The organism is Nostoc sp. NZL, from assembly GCF_015714705.1.
Lineage (GTDB): Bacteria > Cyanobacteriota > Cyanobacteriia > Cyanobacteriales > Nostocaceae > Nostoc > Nostoc foliaceum_A.
Genome location: NZ_WBKL01000158.1, coordinates 1 through 19,690, shown reverse-complemented (window position 1 = coordinate 19,690; position 19,690 = coordinate 1). Strand labels below are relative to the sequence as shown.

17 protein-coding genes are annotated in these 19,690 nt (G+C 43.7%); 10 read left to right on the top strand and 7 right to left on the bottom strand.

The genetic code is table 11. The annotated features are described in order from the left end of the window. Positions 1–7 precede the first annotated feature (7 nt). From F8R90_RS22520 to F8R90_RS22510, 3 genes are all read right to left on the bottom strand, one after another. Positions 8–373, bottom strand: a complete 366-nt coding sequence (locus F8R90_RS22520; RefSeq protein ID WP_196512534.1) for a DUF1818 family protein — start codon at positions 371–373, stop codon at positions 8–10. An 80-nt stretch (positions 374–453) separates the two neighbouring features. Continuing rightward, positions 454–1,062, bottom strand: coding sequence for a hypothetical protein (locus F8R90_RS22515; protein WP_196512533.1), 609 nt, complete (start codon positions 1,060–1,062; stop codon positions 454–456). Positions 1,063–1,085: 23 nt separating this feature from the next. Beyond that, positions 1,086–1,322 (bottom strand): DNA-directed RNA polymerase subunit omega, encoded by a 237-nt coding sequence (locus F8R90_RS22510; RefSeq protein ID WP_094351515.1) that lies wholly within the window; start codon positions 1,320–1,322, stop codon positions 1,086–1,088. A gap of 157 nt (positions 1,323–1,479) precedes the next feature. Here F8R90_RS22510 and F8R90_RS22505 point away from each other — a divergent pair, with 157 nt between their 5' ends. After that, positions 1,480–1,899, top strand: a complete 420-nt coding sequence (locus tag F8R90_RS22505) for a fasciclin domain-containing protein (RefSeq protein ID WP_196512532.1) — start codon at positions 1,480–1,482, stop codon at positions 1,897–1,899. Between the two features lie 63 nt (positions 1,900–1,962). Here F8R90_RS22505 and F8R90_RS22500 read toward each other — a convergent pair whose 3' ends face one another. Beyond that, entirely contained in the window at positions 1,963–3,429 is a 1,467-nt protein-coding gene (locus F8R90_RS22500) for a glycoside hydrolase family 13 protein (protein WP_196512531.1), read from the bottom strand. Between the two features lie 600 nt (positions 3,430–4,029). Between F8R90_RS22500 and F8R90_RS22495 the strand changes: the two genes are divergently transcribed. From F8R90_RS22495 to F8R90_RS22475, 5 genes are all read left to right on the top strand, one after another. Next, complete coding sequence (locus tag F8R90_RS22495) at positions 4,030–5,757, top strand: S8 family peptidase (protein WP_196512530.1); 1,728 nt, start codon at positions 4,030–4,032, stop codon at positions 5,755–5,757. Positions 5,758–5,871: 114 nt separating this feature from the next. Continuing rightward, positions 5,872–6,171, top strand: coding sequence for a hypothetical protein (locus F8R90_RS22490; RefSeq protein WP_196512529.1), 300 nt, complete (start codon positions 5,872–5,874; stop codon positions 6,169–6,171). Positions 6,172–6,434: 263 nt separating this feature from the next. Further along, a complete protein-coding gene (locus tag F8R90_RS22485) occupies positions 6,435–7,724 on the top strand; it encodes a glucose-1-phosphate adenylyltransferase (protein ID WP_196512528.1) in 1,290 nt (429 codons plus the stop codon). A 69-nt stretch (positions 7,725–7,793) separates the two neighbouring features. Continuing rightward, entirely contained in the window at positions 7,794–8,303 is a 510-nt protein-coding gene (locus F8R90_RS22480; protein WP_196512527.1) for an AAA family ATPase, read from the top strand. A gap of 119 nt (positions 8,304–8,422) precedes the next feature. Beyond that, positions 8,423–9,430, top strand: coding sequence for a DnaJ C-terminal domain-containing protein (locus F8R90_RS22475; protein WP_196512526.1), 1,008 nt, complete (start codon positions 8,423–8,425; stop codon positions 9,428–9,430). A 54-nt stretch (positions 9,431–9,484) separates the two neighbouring features. Here the strand turns inward: F8R90_RS22475 and F8R90_RS22470 are convergent, their stop codons facing one another. The 3 genes from F8R90_RS22470 to F8R90_RS22460 form a co-directional block, all read right to left on the bottom strand. Next, entirely contained in the window at positions 9,485–10,138 is a 654-nt protein-coding gene (locus F8R90_RS22470; RefSeq protein ID WP_196512576.1) for a glutathione S-transferase family protein, read from the bottom strand. A gap of 165 nt (positions 10,139–10,303) precedes the next feature. Next, on the bottom strand, positions 10,304–10,840 hold the full coding sequence (locus tag F8R90_RS22465) for a peroxiredoxin family protein (protein WP_196512525.1): 537 nt from the start codon (positions 10,838–10,840) through the stop codon (positions 10,304–10,306). 158 nt (positions 10,841–10,998) lie between these two features. After that, the gene (locus F8R90_RS22460; protein ID WP_012412312.1) at positions 10,999–11,610 is read right to left on the bottom strand and encodes a peroxiredoxin; all 612 of its coding nucleotides are present in this window, start codon (positions 11,608–11,610) and stop codon (positions 10,999–11,001) included. A 131-nt stretch (positions 11,611–11,741) separates the two neighbouring features. On the opposite strand from F8R90_RS22460, the gene F8R90_RS22455 reads away from it, so the two are divergent. From F8R90_RS22455 to F8R90_RS22440, 4 genes are all read left to right on the top strand, one after another. Then, positions 11,742–13,823, top strand: coding sequence for an amylo-alpha-1,6-glucosidase (locus F8R90_RS22455; RefSeq protein ID WP_196512524.1), 2,082 nt, complete (start codon positions 11,742–11,744; stop codon positions 13,821–13,823). A 544-nt stretch (positions 13,824–14,367) separates the two neighbouring features. After that, complete coding sequence (locus tag F8R90_RS22450) at positions 14,368–14,748, top strand: hypothetical protein (protein WP_196512523.1); 381 nt, start codon at positions 14,368–14,370, stop codon at positions 14,746–14,748. A gap of 7 nt (positions 14,749–14,755) precedes the next feature. Further along, positions 14,756–15,676, top strand: coding sequence for a hypothetical protein (locus F8R90_RS22445; protein ID WP_196512522.1), 921 nt, complete (start codon positions 14,756–14,758; stop codon positions 15,674–15,676). 127 nt (positions 15,677–15,803) lie between these two features. Next, positions 15,804–19,690 (top strand): caspase family protein (locus F8R90_RS22440; protein WP_196512521.1); only part of this gene is annotated, 3,887 nt, incomplete at its 3' end.

Here is a 19,690-nt window from a genome sequence, read left to right as displayed (position 1 = left end):
GGTAAATTTAAAAAACCTTAAGCATCCCAGTCGCTTGCAGCAAATCTGGAACAGCAGAAGCATCCCATTTACCCTCTACACATCTCCCTGTATTCAAGATTAAGCGGAGACTGTAATCATTAGGATAGCCTTCTACCTCCATCCATAATAAATCGCTTTCGGCTTCACAAGCAATTTTTTCCTCCTCCATTAATTCAGTTGCGAGTTGCTTCATGGTATCTGCTAGCTGTGCCAGTAGACGGCAAAAATCATTCAACTCGGCTTCGGTTAACTCAATTGCCCAATCATCTGTACCTACTAAACCTTTAAATTCAGGTGCATCGGGGTTCCAGCCAATACGCCAGCCAAATCCGGTTTTTACAACGCGTTCCATAGTTTAGTTTTTTAAACGCAGAGGGACGCAGAGGTTTAACGCAGAGGAACGCAAAGGAAGATTTTGGACTGTGGGTTTGGTCATTTGAGTAGTTCAGCCCCTCCTCGTTGGGGTGGCTGTGGGGTAGTTGATGTATTAGGGCTGGGTGCGCTATTGGAGTTAGGAGATTGGGTATTTTGGGTAGTAGGGTTAAATATATTGACTAAGACTTGCACTAGGGCATCTCGCTGGCTGCGGGTGAGACGGGTGATGGCTTTGCGATCGCCTTCTATCGGATTTTCCCGTAGTGTATCATTCCCTGGATAGGGAGTATCATACATAATTTCATTCGCACCCAGGTAATCAGCTAAAGTCAGCTTCCAATCGAAGCGATAAATTGGGGCCCGCCCTTTGGTATAAATGTGATATCTAATCAGGCGATTTACTAGGGTGTTGTTTTCGGCAACTTTCCCATTTTCTTTGCTGATATACTTATTTTCCCGTGGTAAATCTGGCAACTGCTGATATACAAGCTGCCAAACGTCGCTAGGAGTGATTCTTTGAGCGTATGCAGGTTGGATACTAAATAAACTTGTATGTATTGATTTGCCCGCCTCTGAACCCAAAATAATTACACCCACTACCATTAAGGCAGTGAGTGTCTGCCAGGGTTTGAGTAGGGGTTGAATGAACGATAAATTTTTGCTCATCCTACCTTCTCTAAAGCCTTTTCTTATAGTTCGCCAATAATTTCTGGCTGAGTCAATTCATCGGACATTTCGATAATCGCCCTTAGGACTGGCTTCATCATCGCATCTTCGTTACTTTCAAAGTCTTCATAACGGCGACGTTTAGCACGATTTGCCACCTGAACCGTAATGCGGTAACGATTTGAGGCTGCACTAATCAGATCCTCAGCACGGTGCATAATCTGAGACTGAGTTGTCTCGAACTTAGAACGCTTTAGCATAATCAGTGGTTCTTGGGGTCATTCCCCAGTGTAGCAGTACTGATAAATCTACCGCTGTGTATTTAATCGCTAGCAACCTCTCTCTTGATAGAGGTTGAGAGTGTTTTAGTCAATATAAGTTACTTATAATATTACCTGACTAAAGTCACACACCCTTATGGCTGACCTTGTAGAAACTGCTATTAATGCGGGAAACTTCAATACCCTGGTGAAGGCTGCTAAAGCTGCAAATCTCATAGAAACTCTAAAGAATCCTGGTTCTTTCACCCTATTTGCACCAACTGACGAAGCCTTTGCCAATCTGCCAGAGGGAACTTTAGATTCTCTACTACAAGACATCCCCAAGCTCCAAAAAATTGTAGCGTATCATGTCGCTAGTGGGGATGTTCGGTCTGATGATTTGGTACAGATTAATGAGGCAGAGACGCTTGAGGGGTCAATTGTAGCGATTGAGTCTGTCGACGGCAAAATTAAGGTGAATAACGCCAATGTCATCAAAACAGATATTTTGACAGACAATGGCGTGATCCATATTATTGATGCGGTGTTGATGCCTGCAATGGTGGCAGGAAGGTAATGCATGGGGGATGGGGCTTTGGGCATTGGGCATTGGTTATTATCCTCGTCCCCCGAATCTCCCTCATCTTCCCACTCCCAGGATGCAGCCACTGCGTGAGGGAAGAGTTAATGACAACTGGTGAGTTTCTCCTTCACCATTCCACTCAACTTCAGCAGTGCCATATAACAACTTGTTGGGTTGAGTACGCAAACTGTCGACATCTGCATTCGCTGTTGCCGAACTTGTGCCAGCGTTGACGGCAATTATCAATTCTTCTGTCCCCAAGGTTCGCGCAAAGATGTAAAGTTGTCCTTGAGCATGGAGGACTTTGTAATCACCTGTGCGTAAGGCTGGGTAAGTTTGGCGCAGGGCAATTAATTGACGGTGAGTATTGAAAATTTCTTGATCCCAGTTCGCTTCTAAGGGAAAGCCACGACGTGAGTCTGGATCTATAGCACCAGATAAGCCAACTTCATCACCATAGTAAATGCTGGGGGCACCGGGAAAGGTGAGTAGCAGTAGAGTTGACAACTCTACACTGGCTATATCGCCGCCTGCAATGGTCATCAATCTGGCGGTATCGTGACTTGCTAGCAAATTGAGTTGAGTTAGCTGAATTTCCCAAGGGTAAAGTTGCAGTACTTCTTGAATTTTGGTGGCGTACTCGGCAGCAAATAAGGGTGGGTAGGGTTGATAGTCACGGCTTTGGACTTGTTCTAAGACTACGCGATCGCCAGCCGCAAAGGCAATTGTTGGCCCAGCAAATAGATAATTCATCACCCCGTCAAATTGCGTTCCATCCAGCCACTCGCGGGAATCTCCCCACACTTCGCCCACAATGTAAGCTTCGGGATTGATGGCTTTAGTGCGATCGCGGAATTCCTGCCAAAAGCCAGGAGTTTTTATTTCAAATGGTACATCTAATCGCCAACCGTCAATGCCGAATTTGAGCCAATATTCGGCAATTTCCATAATGTATTCTCGTACTTCTGGATTGTCGTGGTTAAATTCTGGCAAGGCGCGATTTCCCCCCCAACCTACATAGTTGGCAGGAAATTCCCCATTGTATGGTGAAAGCGGCCAGCCTTCTATTTTGAACCAATTTACCCAAGGCGAATGGGGGCCATTCTCTAAAACGTCGTGGAAAAAGAAAAAACCACGGCTGGAATGGTTAAACACCCCATCCAGAACAACTTTGATATTCCGTTGATGGGCTGCATCTAGCAATTCCTTAAAGGCCTCGTTGCCCCCTAACATCGGGTCAACTTGGTAATAATCGTGGGTATGATAGCGGTGATTACTGGCAGATTGAAAAATCGGTGTGAAATAAATCGCGTTAATCCCCAAATCCTCGATGTAGTCTAAACCCTCGATGATGCCCCATAAATCGCCGCCTTTATAACCCTGGAGTGTTGGCATAGCGTCCCAATCTTCCCAACGCGCTTCGTGCAACAACCGTTTGCGTGGCTTTTTACTTCTGGCAAAGCGGTCTGGAAAGATTTGGTAGAAAACAGCGTGCTTTACCCAGTCTGGTGTTTGAATTTGCATGAATAACTTTTTGTGCCTTCAGAAGCGATCGTTGCAAATATTAGCTTCTTTATGGCTCTTACTTATGATAGAGAATCTGTCATTTGCCAGTAGTCATTAGCGATTTAGTCTGTCTTCTGCTACTTTATACGCAAATGTTATCGGTCTTGACTATTTTAGCTACAAATTATTTGAGTATTTAATATTGATTAAATTTATCTTTTTTATTTATTACTTAATTATTCTTAATTTTATTTTCTGATCTTTTTCCGTAATGATTTAGGCAGATACTGGATTAGTTTAATAGCTTTATAAAATTACCCAATGACACCAGTCTTGCTTAATTCTGAGATGCGGCTGCTCAAAGATGTCTCATGAGCCACAGAAAATCACTATGAGGGAGACATAATTCAAGAATATGAGTTATGAATTAGCAATTGTCTTAGGAATAAATTACCGCCCCCTAAGCTTATTTGATGTTATCTATTTAAAAGATAGATAACTATAGTCGCATCAAATAATCAAAGCGAAAAAATACATAGTCTGAGTTAATCCCAGAGCGGCTTATCCACTTATAATCACTACTTTGCTTTCAGCCAATAAATTTAATTTGAGGTAAAAATGAGACACGAAAAACTTTCTCCCGGACTACTTTTGGCATTTCAAGACTATCAACATGAAGGAGATAAAGCTTTAGTTACACACAAGCGATCGCTTGGTATCATTGCCCACAAAAGCCCGGTAAAGCCAACTAAGAGCGTCGTTTTTATCTACTGCGATCCTGATGCAGACTTGAGTTATCTCTCACAATATAATATTGAAGTCAATCAGAACTCTGGGAGTGTGCGGACGGCTTTCTTACCGTTAGATAGTTTAGATGTCTTATCTGAAGAAGATGTGATTCAGCGAATTAAGCCATCACGCAAACTTCATTTGAGGATGGACACTGCAATGGGAACAGTCAAACTACCGGAGTTCAAGAACCAAAACGGATTGACTGGTAAAGGAGTAATTATCGGCATTATAGACAGTGGCATTGATCCCAAACATCCCGCCTTTGCTGGACGAATTTTACGCATTTGGGATCAAACACTACCAGGGCCAGGAGTGGCGGAGGGCGGCTATGGGGCTGAATTTACGGGAGCGCAACTAACAGTTTCTCAGGATACTAGTGGTCATGGTACTCACGTTGCGGGAATTGCGGCCGGTGACGATGCTAGCTATGGCGGTGTAGCACCAGAAGCGGAATTAGTTGTTATCAGATCAGATTTACAGGATGCCCACATTGCTGATGGTGTGCGTTACATTTTCCGAATTGCTAAAGAGTTGGGACGACCAGCAGTGGTGAATCTCAGCTTGGGTGGACATGCTGATGCCCATGATGGTAGCGATTCTTTATCCAAAGTTATCGACGCCGAAACTGGCCCTGGAAGAATTGTTTGCTGTGCTGCTGGTAACGAAGGGAACGATAACATTCATGGTCAAGCGACGATACCCAGCGGACGCACTCGTGGTATGCGCTTTAATGTTCCTTTGAATCAAGTAGGCATAGTTTGGTTAAACGCTTGGTATTCCAAAGACAGCGAATTGGAAGTATCTGTGCGGAGTCCTAACGGTTTTGTCACCCCTTTCCAAAAAATAATTACTGACGACAATCCCGCACAAGATTACCAGTTACCAGATGCACGGGTGCAATTAGCGACACCAGGGCCAGACCAAGCCAATAGCGACCATAATTTCTTTGTGCAAATCCGTGGTCTCGGTTCCTCACAAGTAATGGGAGGTGTTTGGCAGCTACGAGTCCGCAACACTTCTTCAACTGACACACGTTTAGATGTGTGGACACTAGATGACAGTTCCTCAGTGTTTTTCACAGGTAAAAGTGTGAAGGATGCGGTAAAAATTGGTTCACCAGGAGCCGCCAGCAGTGCAATTACAGTTGCCGCCTATACTACTAGAACCAAGTACACAGATATTGATAACCAAGTGCGAGAAATGGGCTTAGAATTGCATACTATTTCGGAATTCAGTAGTGAAGGGCCTCTACGCACTGATGGGCACAAGCCTGATGTAGCAGCACCAGGAGCAATGATTGTTTCCACGCTTTCCGCCGATGCTAGTTTTGACCGCTCATCGATGATTAATTCTAAGTTTGTGGTAATGGCTGGTACAAGTATGGCCACACCCTTTGTTAGTGGGTTAGTGGCACTGCTGTTGCAGCGAGAACCGAAACTTGATCCGGTTGCTGTGAAAGACTTGCTACGTAAAAATAGTGCTATTCCTGGAAAACCCGCAGGCACATTTGATGACAAATGGGGTTATGGAGTGATTAACGCCTTAAATCTGTAATTAGACCGAGAAAGGTGAATATTATTTCTGTACAAGGGTAGGCAATAAAAACCTGTAAATTTGATAGTTTAGGGTAGGCAAAAATTGTCTACCCTCTTTATCAAGGAATTACTTATGAATTATCAGAAGCTAGATGCTGCTCTTGCTACAGCACTCAATGATATTCAAGATTCAAAAGAAACTAGTTTGGAGGTTTTCATCCATACTGAACCAATTCTAGATTCTGCCGCAACTGCTGTTTTAAAAAGTTTAGGTGTCAATGATGTAACCAGTGGTAAAGATATTTTCACGGCAACACTCTCACCAAATGCCATTTCCCAGTTGTCAGAGCAACCTTGGGTGAAGTATTTGAAGCGATCGCAGCAATTACGTTTGGTTAATAAGAGAATAGGTATGGGCATTTTGGGTGTTTGATATAATTGGTGTCATTTACTCAAGGTTGCTGCTTGTAGAGTTAGTTTGAGAGATTTCTGTTGAGATAACAGCTATAGCGATCGCTCCCCAACTTTCACACCAAATAATACAAATGTTCTAATAAATTGTTTTTTAGCAGCATTATCCATCACTAGTAGTATTTTCTAAAATTCTCTCTTTAGAATATTTGATCCCCCCTTACCAGCTGCCACATACAGTCCTAAACTGAAGATGAGAGTTGAAAGGCAGCTGGGAGAAATTTTGTGAAAAAAGTATTATCAATCATCCTTGGCGGTGGCGCGGGTACTCGGCTTTACCCGTTAACTAAACTACGCGCTAAACCAGCAGTACCAGTGGCGGGGAAGTACCGCTTAATCGATATCCCTGTCAGTAACTGCATAAATTCCGAAATATTCAAAATCTACGTTCTGACACAATTCAACTCAGCTTCTCTGAATCGTCACATCGCCCGTACCTACAACTTTACTGGCTTCAATGAGGGGTTTGTGGAAGTGCTAGCAGCACAGCAAACACCAGAAAATCCTAATTGGTTCCAAGGAACTGCGGATGCTGTACGTCAGTACCTATGGTTAATGGAAGAATGGGATGTAGACGAATATCTCATACTCTCTGGTGATCACCTCTACCGCATGGATTATCGCCAGTTTATCCAGCGCCATAGAGAAACGGGGGCTGATATTACTCTCTCAGTTATCCCCATAGACGAGCGCCGCGCCTCAGATTTTGGTTTGATGAAAATCGATGACTCCGGTAGGATCATTGACTTTAGCGAAAAACCCAAAGGTGAAGCTTTAACCCAAATGCGCGTTGATACAAGTGTACTGGGATTAACAAAAGAACAAGCCCTACAACAGCCCTACATCGCCTCAATGGGAATTTACGTCTTTAAAAAAGATGTTCTGTTCAAATTGTTAAGAGAGGCTGTAGAAAGGACTGATTTCGGCAAAGAAATTATTCCTGATGCATCGAAAGATTACAACGTTCAAGCCTACTTATTTGATGACTACTGGGAAGATATTGGGACAATCGAGGCATTTTATCATGCAAACTTAGCGCTGACTCAGCAGCCCCAGCCACCCTTTAGTTTTTACGATGAACACGCACCAATTTATACCCGTGCTCGTTACTTACCTCCGACTAAACTTTTAGATTGCCAGATCACAGAATCAATTATTGGCGAAGGTTGCATTTTGAAAAATTGCCGCATTCAACATTCAGTTTTGGGAGTGCGATCGCGGATTGAATCTGGCTGCGTCATCGAAGAATCTTTGCTCATGGGTGCAGATTTTTACCAAGCTTCTGTGGAACGCCAATGTAGCTTAGTAGACAATGACATTCCCGTAGGTATCGGTACAGATACGCACATTCGCGGTGCCATCATCGATAAAAATGCCCGCATCGGTCATGATGTCAAAATTATCAACAAAGATAATGTGCAAGAAGCTGAACGGGAAGGTCAAGGTTTCTATATCCGCAGTGGTATTGTCGTAGTGCTGAAAAATGCTGTAATTCCCGATGGAACGATCATTTAGTCATTAGTTATTAGTTATTAGTCATTAGTCATTGGTTAATAGTTACAAGTGACAAAGGACAAAGGACTAATGACTAAACTCATTTTACTGATTGGTCTTCCAGGTAGCGGTAAGTCAACTTTGGCAAAACAATTACTGACAGAATGCCCCCAGATGCCGCTGATTTCTACAGATATCATCCGGGGGCAGCTGTTCGGTTCCCCAGCCATTCAGGGCCCGTGGCTGGTAATTTGGCGGGAAGTAGGACGGCAATTTCAGCAAGCTATTTCTACAGAAAATACAGCTATTTTCGATGCCACCAATGCCCAGCGCCGCCATCGCCGTGAAGTTATTGCTTTGGCCCATGACTTGGGTTTTACCCACATTACAGGGATTTGGGTGGATACGCCAGTTTGGTTGTGTTTAGCACGGAATAAAAGGCGATCGCGTCAGGTTCCTGAAGAAATTATTTTGCGGATGCACCGTCAACTCCGGGATGCCCCCCCAAGTCTGGAAGAGGGACTAGACAAGCTGATCCGCTTATCAGAAAAATCGGAGTACGGAAATTGCGATCGCTTGTTGAGCGAGAACCACACTTGATTTTCTATATTCTTTGTTAATTTAAAATCATATTCTTTTGCTTGGCACTATACCTAGCAAATTAAATATCTCTCATCTTAAAAAAAAACATAACGGGAATTTCTATAGGAGGCTGGTAGATGGCTGCAACCGACTTCAAAGACTATTACGCAATTTTGGGAGTTAGTAAGACTGCCACTCCAGAGGAGATTAAACAAGCCTTTCGTAAACTAGCCCGCAAATATCACCCTGATGTCAACCCAAATAACAAACAGGCAGAAGCACGCTTCAAAGAAGTTAGCGAAGCCTACGAAGTGGTGTCAGACCCAGATAAGCGCAAAAAATACGACCAATTCGGTCAATATTGGAAACAAGCTGGTGAAGGTTTCCCATCTGGCGGTGTTGGTGCTGATATGGGTGGCTTTGACTTCAGTCAATACGGAAATTTTGATGAGTTCATCAATGAGTTACTAGGACGCTTTGGCGGTGCTAGCCCTCGCGGTGGTCGACAAAGTTACTCACAAAATTACTCTTACCGCACTTCCACAGGTGCGCCGAGTGGTTTTAGCGGCTTTAACGATTATGGGTTTGGTGATGCCGGTGCGGGTACTTCCCAGGACACAGAAGCAGCAATCACTCTAACTTTTGCTGAAGCATTCAACGGTGTGCAAAAACGCTTCAGTTTAGGTAACGAAACAATCGATGTTCGTATTCCATCTGGGGCTAAACCTGGTACTCGCCTGCGCGTGCGGGGTAAAGGCCAAATCAACCCTATGACTCAGCAACGAGGGGATTTGTACTTAAAAGTCGAACTTCAGCCGCACTCGTTCTTCCAAATGGAAGGCGATAACTTGGTGTGCGAAGTGCCAATCACACCTGATGAAGCTACCTTGGGAGCGTCTATTGATGTACCCACTCCTGATGGTTCAGTTAATGTCAAGCTACCAGCAGGAGTGCGTTCTGGTCAATCGTTGCGTTTACGTGGCAAAGGTTGGCCCCTCGCCAAGGGTGGACGTGGCGATCAGTTGGTGAAGGTAGCGATCGCACCACCAAAAGACCTCAGCCAGCAAGAGCGGGAATATTATGAAAAAATCCGGGCTATACGTACTTATAATCCCCGCAGTCATTTGCAGCAAGTTAAGCTGTGAAAATTTAGCTTTGTAGAGACGGTAAATTTACCGTCTCTACATTTAAGTATGAATTTACTGCTTATTTCTCGCTACTATGATCGACTTAAACGCTTCCATTGCCTTCGGTGTAGCCTCGGTAGCTTGCCATGTTGTGCGTGCAGCTAACCGCTTGTACCAAGCATTCAGTTTTGGATAGTCACTTAAGGAAATCCCTACTTCCGGCAGCCATATTACTACAGTTCCAGCTACAACCTCCGCGAGAGTTAGGTTTTGACTACCAAAGTAAGGGCGATCGTCAAGTAAACTCTCAAAAAGCTTCAGCACTGTTGAAATTTTCTGCTTCGCCTGCTCGATTTTTTCTGGATCTTCCCCAGGTAAGCCTAATATCTGAGGTAAAAATGTGGTGGTTGCTGGTAAAAGCTCATTCACAGTTACCAGTTGTACCATGCGTGCGATCGCTAAATCCTTGGCATCTTTAGGCAACATAGCAGGTGTGGGATATTTTGCCTCTAAATAGTCCAGAATTGCCAAAGATTCTACTACATGAAAGCCGTCATCCACCAAAGCCGGAATGTGATGGAAGGGGCTAATTGCCAAAAACTCTGGTTTAAACTGCTCCCCATCCAGTTTTATCTCTAGTAATTCAAACTCAAGTCCTTTTTCCAGCAGAGTAATCCAGACGCGGCGGGAGTTGGGAGAAATAGGCGAATGATAATGGGTCAGCACCATAAAACCTCATACTTTTATGAGTAGAGTTGGTATTGCCAATTTTACACTTTATACTCAATTGAATTGTTCTAAGTAAGTAGGTGCAATAAAACCAAACTATGTAAACAAAAGTAAATAAGGCTCAAACTCTTTCTCCTCCTGCCTTATTGCAACAATAATTATTTACGCCGACTTACTTAACAAGGTCTCAACGCTAGCATTGTGATCCAAAAAAGAAAATAAATGCCAGTAGCGGAGTTTTCCTTCTTTATCTAATACGAACTGGGCTGGTAAAGGCGCTCCCAGCGCTTGCCCTACTTGATAGGTACGAAACACGCGACAACTAGGATCGCTCAATAACGGCATTTGTAAGCCTAAATCCTTCACAACAACTTGACTCTGCCGTTCATCAGTACTAGTAATCATTAAAACTTCTATACCGCGATTTTTAAATTGCTCGTATTTCTCATTTAAGGCTTTGATGTGAGGAAAACAAAAGGGGCAATATTGTTTTTCAGTAAAGATACGAGTAAAGGCGAGTAAGACAGGTTGCTTGCCTTTATAATCAGACAATTTTACTAAAGTTCCGTTAGTAATATCTGGCAGTTGAAAATCTGGCGTTCCTACTCCCAATCGGAGTTTATTTGTCGCTGGAACTGGTAAAAAGTTGCGGAAGAATCGCTCATTTAATAATCCACTAAAATCAGTTGAAGTAAGCATATTTTTATCCCAGATTATTTAAATACCATTTTATGAAAAAACCACAGATAGATACGGAGGTTGACACTGTTTAATGTGTATCTCTGTTTATCTGTGGTTTTCATTGATTTTGGTCTCAACTCCAACAGGATGGATTAGAGTTTGCTAGCTAGCGAAATTTAGACAGCAGAGAAGTAAACTTTAGACTTCACTGGGTCAGGATTCATTGTCTTGTCACCAGGTTGCCAACCAGCTGGGCAAACTTCGTCGGGGTGAGACTGGACATACTGAATTGCTTGTAATGTCCGCAGGGTTTCATCAACGCTACGACCAAAAGCTAGATTGTTGATAGTGGCGTGCTGTATGATACCATCTTTATCGATGAGGAACAGACCACGCAAGGCAATGCCTGCTGCTGGGTCAAGAACGTTGTAAGCGGCGCTAATCTCTTTTTTAATATCGGAGACTAGAGGATAATTCAGGTCGCCAACGCCACCAGACTTACGATCTGTTTGAATCCAAGCGAGGTGGGAGAATTCACTGTCAACGGAAGCCCCAAGGACTTCAGTATTGATTTTCTTGAATTCTTCGTAGCGATCGCTAAATGCTGTAATTTCAGTGGGACAAACAAAGGTAAAGTCTAGTGGGTAGAAAAACAGGACGACATACTTACCGCGATAATCGGAAAGTTTGATTGTCTTAAATTCCTGATCTACCACAGCCGTTGCTGTGAAATCGGGAGCTTGTTGACCAACGCGGAGGCTTCCTTCGGTTCCGTAAGTAAGGGACATTAACCTAATTCTCCTTTATCGATTTAGTAGCGTTGAAATTTGGGTTAAGTAAAATTCACCCATTTACGCTCTCACAGTTTAATTACAATCTGTTACGACTATATCATACTCATAACGATTTTGAGTAGCAAATGCTTGATTTAGATACAAGAGAATGGTTGCTTACCAATGGCTTGGGAAGTTTTGCCAGCGGTACAATTTCTGATGTCCGCACGCGTACTTATCACGGTTGGCTGTTTGCCGCTACAAACCCTCCTTCTGAGCGGACTTTGCTGTTTTCGCACCTAGAAGCTAGCTTGGAAATATTAGGGAGCGTTGTGGCACTGGGGACAAATTTTTGGGGTAACGGTCAGATTGAGCCAACGGGCTGCGAACTGCTACGCTGTTTTGATATTAAACCAGTTCCAAAATGGATTTGGGGCCAAGATAACTGGCAGTTAACCAGACAACTGGTGATGCCTTATGGTTTGGTGAGGGCTGGGGACTGGGAACAAAGGACACAAGGAGGAATAAGCAATGCCCCATGCTCCATGCCTAATGCCCCTGCCCAATTTTGCCATCGGATTTTAATCCAATATCGCTACGAGGGAAGTCATACAGCGATTTTACGATTGCGACTGTTGATAGCAGAACGTGACTTTCATCACCAGCAGACTGCTCCAGAATTACAGTTCTCACAAGTGCTAGGGCAACAGCAAGTCTGTCTCCAAGCAATCAATTCTGGGCATTTCGGCATACCTTGGCACTTGCGCTGGACACAAGGAAATTATCAACCAGATGCAGTGTGGTATTGGCACTATGGATTACCTGAGGAGACGAAACGAGGGTTAGGCGACAAGGAAGACCTCTACAGTCCTGGTTACTTGGTAGTCACACTCCAACCAGGAGATACAGTGACTCTAGAAGCACGAGTAGGTTTACCCGACCTGATTCCAGGTGTTCTCACCCCCGAAACCTTTGCAGAAGCCCTAAAGGCAGAGCAAGAAAGGCTCTCACAGATTTTTGAATGGAGAGAAGAAAGTAAAGAGGCAGAGGAGCAGAGGAGTAATTACCAATGCTCAATCTGGCAACAACTACTCAAAGCAAGCGATCAGTTTATCGTCTATCGAGCCTCAATTGCAGGCTCTACAGTCATTGCTGGTTATCACTGGTTTAATGACTGGGGACGCAACACATTAATCGCTTTACCGGGGTTGGCACTAGTTCCCCAGCGCTTTGACCTAGCAAAAGGAGTATTGCGGACTTTTGGGCTTTATTGTCGCCACGGTTTGATTCCTAATGCATTTCCTGATGTCAATCGAGAACCAATTTATAACAGTATTGATGCGGCGTTGTGGTGGATTGAAACTTTAGGGCTTTATTTAGAAGCTACCCAAGACTGGAAATTTCTGGCAGAGCAATTCCCCGTAGTACAGCAAATCTACAAAGCATTTGTCGGTGGTACACATTTCAATATCCAGGTCGATGCTACTGATGGGCTAGTTAGTTGGGATGCTCGTGGTGTAGCCCTCACCTGGATGGATGTGGTAATTGGGGCACATCCCGTCACTCCCCGTTACGGTAAGCCAGTGGAAATCAATGCGCTGTGGTATTCAGCTTTATGTTGGCTGAGTCAGTGGGCAGAACGATTGAGCCAGCTTAAGTTTGGTGAGCCAGTGCGTCTCACTAAGCAAGCACAGCGTTATGCTCAACAAGCACAACACGTAAAAATCTCGCTACAAAAGTTTTGGAATCCTCAGTTAGGTTATCTGTACGATACTATTGAGCCGGACGATCGCCGGAATTTCCAAATTCGCCCCAATGCCGTTTTGGCGCTGTCGCTGCACCATTGTGGGTTTTCTTTACAGCAAGGGTGTCAGATATTAGATTTGGCAACGGCCAGCTTGCTCACCCCCTATGGTCTTCGCAGTCTTGATCCAGGAGATCCCGAATACAAAGGGAAATACGATGGTAACCAAGAAGAACGTGATCGCGCTTATCACCAAGGTACTGTTTGGGCTTGGCTAATTGGGCCATATATTCGGGCTTGGCAACGTTTTTATCCACAACAATCGCTGCCTTTTGATTGGCAACCTCTGCTAGATCACTTCCTATTTGACGCTGGTCTTGGTTCTATTTCTGAGATTTTTGATGGCGATTCACCTCACACTCCCAGAGGAGCGATCGCTCAAGCTTGGTCAGTTGCTGAAGTAATCCGCCACATACAAAAATAATTACTAATTCGTAATTCGTAATTCGTAATTCTAAATTTTATAGGGTTTTTTAAAAGTTCAGAAGTGTATAATTTGTCATGTTTAGCCGAGCCATGCGTTTACTTTGTCTAGCAAGCTACACCGGGGATGGCATTAAAAGATAGTCTTAAAATAATGTACATTCACAAATTAGATGTCGAACTTTAACAAAATAATGTCGTTAATTTTATCCTGCAAAACCTTGTATAGCAAGGGTTTTATTAATTTATATGATTATTCAAAAGTGACTAGAGATTTTCAATATTTTCACAAATTGAGGTCGCAAAACCAAAAGTTTCACATTTTAATGGTCGTTTATTTTTTTTCTGAAAAAGTCTGCTATTAAAAGACTTCACAAATTAGATGTCGCATTCTTGATAGCGGCAATGTGTTTATTTATGTAAGGGGTAAAACCTGAGTAATAGTGGTACAGACTGCATTAGTGTTGGAAAATTAACTGCGCCAGTGTATTTCAGTGTATAACTAAAAAAATTAGCTATTAATCTTACATAATGAGGTTTCAGTTGTGACGTTTGAACCTGACGACATTCTGGAGGCTGGCCGTTCGATTCGTCCTTTTCTTCCAGAACTTTTAGGAAATGATGCGGTTCAAGTAGACAAACAATTGGCTGAACTATTAGCACAAGCTAAAGCTGGACAGGAAGCCGATAAGCAGATTTTAGAAATCTTGAAAAGTCAGCCAGACACTCGCAATTGGATAGCAGAGTTTCTTAGTGAGAAGCAGGTATCAAAAGGTTTTGAGCCACTTCCAGGTAAAGGTCAAGCAATATCTGCTCAAAAATATATATGTCCTCAAGGAGACTACGTTTGGTATCGCCGCATTGTCGGAGCGACAATACCAATCTGTCCTACTCATAATGTCGTGCTAATACCTGCTGCTCAGTAATAAATATATGCCAACCAAATTTTTAGAAAGTCTGGGTGGAAAACTTGCAGAAAACTGGGCTGCAAACATACTGACACCAGCTTTTGTCTTTTGGATGGGGGGACTATTAGCTTGGGTCTTGCGTTTTGGTCGAAAACCTTTGGAAGATTGGCTCAAACAGCAACCAGAATCTTTGCTAATTGCTGTTATGGTAACAGGTTTGCTCATGATTGCTGTCTCAGCTTTTGTGGTTCAAAAGTTTGATTTATCTGTTTTAAGATTCTTAGAAGGCTATTGGTCTCCCTGGTTACAACCTTTACGACGCTGGATGATACAGCAACAAGAGCATGACTTTAAACGAAAAGATAAGCGTTGGCAAACTCTGGCTGATAAAAAAGATAAACAAGTTATAACTAACGAAGAATTAGAGGAATATGTGACGCTAGATGGACAACTTATGGAGTTTCCATCTCAATTTAATAGGTTAATGCCTACAAAGTTAGGCAATATCCTTAGAGCAGCTGAAAGCCGCCCTTATGATAAGTATGGCTTGGATGCTGTAATTTGCTGGTCTCGCCTCTGGCTAGTATTACCAGATGGGGTGAAGAAAGAATTACAGGAAGCACGGTCAAGCCTGAACACAGCAGCCCGTTTTTGGCTCTGGAGTTTGCTGTTTATGGTATGGACTGTTTGGGCTTGGTGGGCTTTTCCTGCTGCGTTACTGGGGTTAATATTTGCTTACTACTGGACAGTTGATGCGGCAGGTGTCTACTGTAGCTTGTTGGAATCTGCTTTTGATTTGTATCGCTTAGAACTTTATAAATCTCTTCGCTGGCCAATACCTATCAATCCTAAGCAAGAACAAGAGTCTGGTAAGCAATTGACAATCTATTTGTTGCGAGGGTCTGATCAGGACAGACCAATATTTACACCATTAAAGGACAAGTGACTGTCACAAAAGGGAATATTTAGTAAAAAAATTTACTTGGTTATTGTCTTGGAAAAGATGAGTAGAATTAAACGCTAGCTAAGATATTGATGAATTTTCCAGAATTTTTATAAAAAGTCGCATATTAATGAGTAGAGATGCTTTAGTAGTTGGCATTAATAAGTATAATTTTTCAGGATTGTCAGCGTTACGATCGCCTGCTAACGATGCAGAAGCGATCGCCAAGCGACTCAGTGAAGCTGGAAATTTTCATGTCCAGCGATTGCCGCAATTCCTAAATCCGTTTGAAGATGATGCACCACAGATATCACCAAACCAGGAAATCAAGCTGGCAGATTTAGAGAAGGCTTTAGAAAAACTATTTTATCCTGAAGGCAGAAGCATTCCAGATACAGCCCTCTTCTATTTTTCAGGGCATGGTCTTCGTAAAGATGGACGCATCAAAGAAGGATTTCTGGCAACCAGTGATACCGATCCTGAATTAGGGAACTGGGGACTGCGATTAAAGTGGCTGCGGGAATTGTTAGAGGAAAGTCCAGTACGGCAGCAAATTATCTGGTTGGACTGTTGTTACAGTGGGGAAATACTCAATTTTACAGAAGCTGATCCAGGCGATCGCGGAAATACACGCGATCGTTGTTTTATTGCTGCTTCCAGAGAATTTGAGCTAGCCCATGAAAACGTGAGTGGAGCTAGCAGCGTACTCACTAGCGCGATTTTGCGCGGATTTGACTTGGCTGATCTATCTAACCAATGGGTCACGAATGAAACACTAGTAACATTTTTGCGGCAGGAATTAGAAACAGCACCCCAAAAATTCATCTCTAACAACTTGGGGTGTATTAATCTCTTTTTTAGGAAAGAAACAACAAATAAACAACCTATTCAATCTACTGTACAAACTCCAAGTCAACCAAATCAGACAGATAAATTAGCAGAGCAATTACGGGCTTGGTTCACTGCCTTACGTTATGGCTTTGAAAAAGGTGAAATTAGCAATGAAAATTATTTTGAGTGGATTATTAATGTCAATAACCCTATAGAGAAAAAGGGGTATAACCGAGTTTTGGTGCGCGGCATTACAGGAGAAGCCGGAATGGCAGATGTTGCTGCCTTGCGACAGTCAGTAAATGCTCGAAAAACAGATATAGGTTGGCTAATCACCAATCGCCGTGTCAGTCGAGCTGCTAAAGATGAGGTGAGCAAGCAAGAAAATCAAAATTTATTCTGCTACACCGTTGATGAGTTGCTAGATCGGGATGCTGATTTTAATGTCTACCTCAACTGGCTAGAAAATGAAATCAAGCAACGGGGAATTGACCGCACCTATGTACCCCTAGCTTGTACCAAAGAGGAATTTGATCCCACCTCAAAGCAGAAAATGGGCATGAGCCGTTACGCTCAAGCTGATGGTTGGATTGATGGTTATGTTGAGCGCTGGCTTGATGATCCTGCCAAAGAACACCTTTCTATTTTGGGTGAATTTGGCACTGGCAAAACCTGGTTTGGGTTGCATTATGCCTGGACTGCCCTACAACGCTATCGTGATGCTCAACGCCGGGGAGTAGAACGCCCACGTCTACCATTAGTTATTCCTTTACGGGACTATGCCAAAGCAGTCAGTGTAGAATCGCTATTTTCGGAATTCTTTTTCCGCAAGCATGAAATCCCACTGCCTGGTTATTCTGCCTTTGAGCAACTCAACCGTATGGGTAAAGTGTTGTTGATTTTTGATGGCTTTGATGAAATGGCAGCTAGAGTCAATCGCCAAGAGATGATCAACAACTTCTGGGAACTAGCCAAAGTAGTAGTACCAGGGGCAAAGGTAATTCTCACCTGTCGCACCGAACATTTCCCCGAAGCAAAAGAAGGAAGGGCTTTGCTAAGTGCAGAGTTGCAAGCTTCTACAATTAACTTCCCTCTAGAGACACCGCGCTTTGAAGTGCTGGAATTAGAAAAATTTGATGACGAGCAAATTCGGCAAGTATTAGCGTTTCGTGCTGAACCAGAAACCGTAGAACGGGTAATGAATAATTCGACATTGCGGGATTTGGCACGTCGTCCTGTAATGACGGAACTAATTATAGAAGCTTTGCCAGAGATTGAGGCAGGGAAGCCAGTAGATATATCACGGGTATATTTATATGCTGTGCGGCACAAGATGGAGAGAGATATTAATACCCAGCGTACCTTTACCTCATTGGCAGATAAGCTCTATTTTTTGTGTGAGTTGTCCTGGGAAATGCTCTCAACAGACCAGATGAGCATGAACTACAAAGAATTTCCCGACCGGATTCGGCGTTTATTTGGTTCTGTAGTCGAGGAAGAAAAAGATTTAGACCACTGGCATTACGACATGATGGGGCAAACAATGCTAATTCGTAATGCGGAAGGAGACTATAGCCCTGCTCATCGTTCGTTATTGGAATTTTTTGCTGCCTATAAGCTGGTGGCAGAGTTAGGCGTTTTAGCTCCCGACTTCACAGAACTGGCTCAAGCACAGTCTCATTTAGATACTGTTCCACCACAAGATTACACTTGGTCAGAATACTTTCAACGACATTGCGGGGAAGATAGGCAACCGCTCCTCATCGCACCGCTAAATTCATTCGCCAAAGCATCTTTAGAAAAATTATCTAATTATTTTGGTACGGCTCCCTTGGCAAAAGCTGTGCTGGATTTAGCTGTGCCAATGTTAGATGAGCAAGTATTTAAACAACAGTTGCTCGCACTAATTCAGTCAACCCGTGGCCAAACCCAGACTCAGGTGAGTTATATAGGTGGCAACCTAGTGAAATTACTACTAGGAAGAAATCCCTATAGTCTGGAAAAATCTGATCTCAGCGATACTGTTATTACAGACGTAAACTTTGCTAATGCCAGCTTGCGGTGGGTGAATTTGATGGGAGCGAATCTCACGAACTCGGTCTTTGCGCCAGTTCTGGGAGCGGTTTTATCGGTGGCATTTAGTGCTGATGGCGAAAAATTGGTGATTGGAGATAGTAAGGGTACTGTACAGGTCTGGGAAGCATCTTCTGGCAGAGTTTTGTTGTTCCTTCAGGGGCATCAAGATTGGGTCATGTCAGTGGCGTTTTCCCACGACGGTCAGCGCATTGTCAGCGGCAGTATTGATAACACAGTGCGGTTATGGGGTGTGAATGGTCAGCCCATTGGTCAACTCTTGGTCGGGCATCAAGATCCGGTCATATCAGTGGCGTTTTCACCCGATGGTCAGCGCATTGTCAGTGGCAGTATTGACAAGACACTACGGTTGTGGGGTGTGAATGGCCAGCCTATTGGTCAACCCTTTGTCGGGCATGATTCTGGGATTAATTCAGTGGCATTTTCCCCTGACGGTCAGCGCATTGTCAGTTGCAGTTCCGACAAGACAGTACGGTTGTGGGATATGAATGGCCAGCCCATTGGTCAACCTTTTATTGGGCATAAAGATGCGGTCAATTTAGTGGTGTTTTCCCCCGACGGTCAGTGCATTGCCAGTTGCAGTTCCGACAAGACACTACGTTTGTGGGATGTGAATGGTCAACCCATTGGACAACCCTTTGTTGGGCATGAAAATGCGGTCAATTCAGTGGCGTTTTCCCCCGACGGTGAGCGCATTGTCAGTTGCAGTTCCGACAAGACACTACGTTTGTGGGGTGTGAATAGTCAGCCCATTGGACAACCCTTTGTCGGACATGATTATAGGGTCAATTCAGTGGCGTTTTCCTCCGACGGTCAGCGCATTGTCAGTTGCAGTATTGACAACACAGTGCGGTTATGGGGTGTGAATGGTCAGCCCATTGGGCAAGCCTTTGTCGGGAATCATTCTGTGATTAATTCAGTGGCGTTTTCCCCCGACGGTGAGCGCATTGTCAGTTGCAGTTCCGACAAGACACTACGTTTGTGGGGTGTGAATGGCCAGCCTATTGGTCAACCCTTTGTCGGGAATCATTCTGTGATTAATTCAGTGGCGTTTTCCCCCGACGGTGAGCGCATTGTCAGTTGCAGTTCCGA

Coding starts and splice junctions, on each gene's coding strand:
- F8R90_RS22455 (WP_196512524.1), top strand. CDS start 11,742: ATGCTTGATTTAGATACAAGAGAATGGTTGCTTACCAATGGCTTGGGA.
- F8R90_RS22515 (WP_196512533.1), bottom strand. CDS start 1,062: ATGAGCAAAAATTTATCGTTCATTCAACCCCTACTCAAACCCTGGCAG.
- F8R90_RS22495 (WP_196512530.1), top strand. CDS start 4,030: ATGAGACACGAAAAACTTTCTCCCGGACTACTTTTGGCATTTCAAGAC.
- F8R90_RS22460 (WP_012412312.1), bottom strand. CDS start 11,610: ATGTCCCTTACTTACGGAACCGAAGGAAGCCTCCGCGTTGGTCAACAA.
- F8R90_RS22500 (WP_196512531.1), bottom strand. CDS start 3,429: ATGCAAATTCAAACACCAGACTGGGTAAAGCACGCTGTTTTCTACCAA.
- F8R90_RS22465 (WP_196512525.1), bottom strand. CDS start 10,840: ATGCTTACTTCAACTGATTTTAGTGGATTATTAAATGAGCGATTCTTC.
- F8R90_RS22475 (WP_196512526.1), top strand. CDS start 8,423: ATGGCTGCAACCGACTTCAAAGACTATTACGCAATTTTGGGAGTTAGT.
- F8R90_RS22510 (WP_094351515.1), bottom strand. CDS start 1,322: ATGCTAAAGCGTTCTAAGTTCGAGACAACTCAGTCTCAGATTATGCAC.
- F8R90_RS22505 (WP_196512532.1), top strand. CDS start 1,480: ATGGCTGACCTTGTAGAAACTGCTATTAATGCGGGAAACTTCAATACC.
- F8R90_RS22480 (WP_196512527.1), top strand. CDS start 7,794: ATGACTAAACTCATTTTACTGATTGGTCTTCCAGGTAGCGGTAAGTCA.
- F8R90_RS22520 (WP_196512534.1), bottom strand. CDS start 373: ATGGAACGCGTTGTAAAAACCGGATTTGGCTGGCGTATTGGCTGGAAC.
- F8R90_RS22490 (WP_196512529.1), top strand. CDS start 5,872: ATGAATTATCAGAAGCTAGATGCTGCTCTTGCTACAGCACTCAATGAT.
- F8R90_RS22445 (WP_196512522.1), top strand. CDS start 14,756: ATGCCAACCAAATTTTTAGAAAGTCTGGGTGGAAAACTTGCAGAAAAC.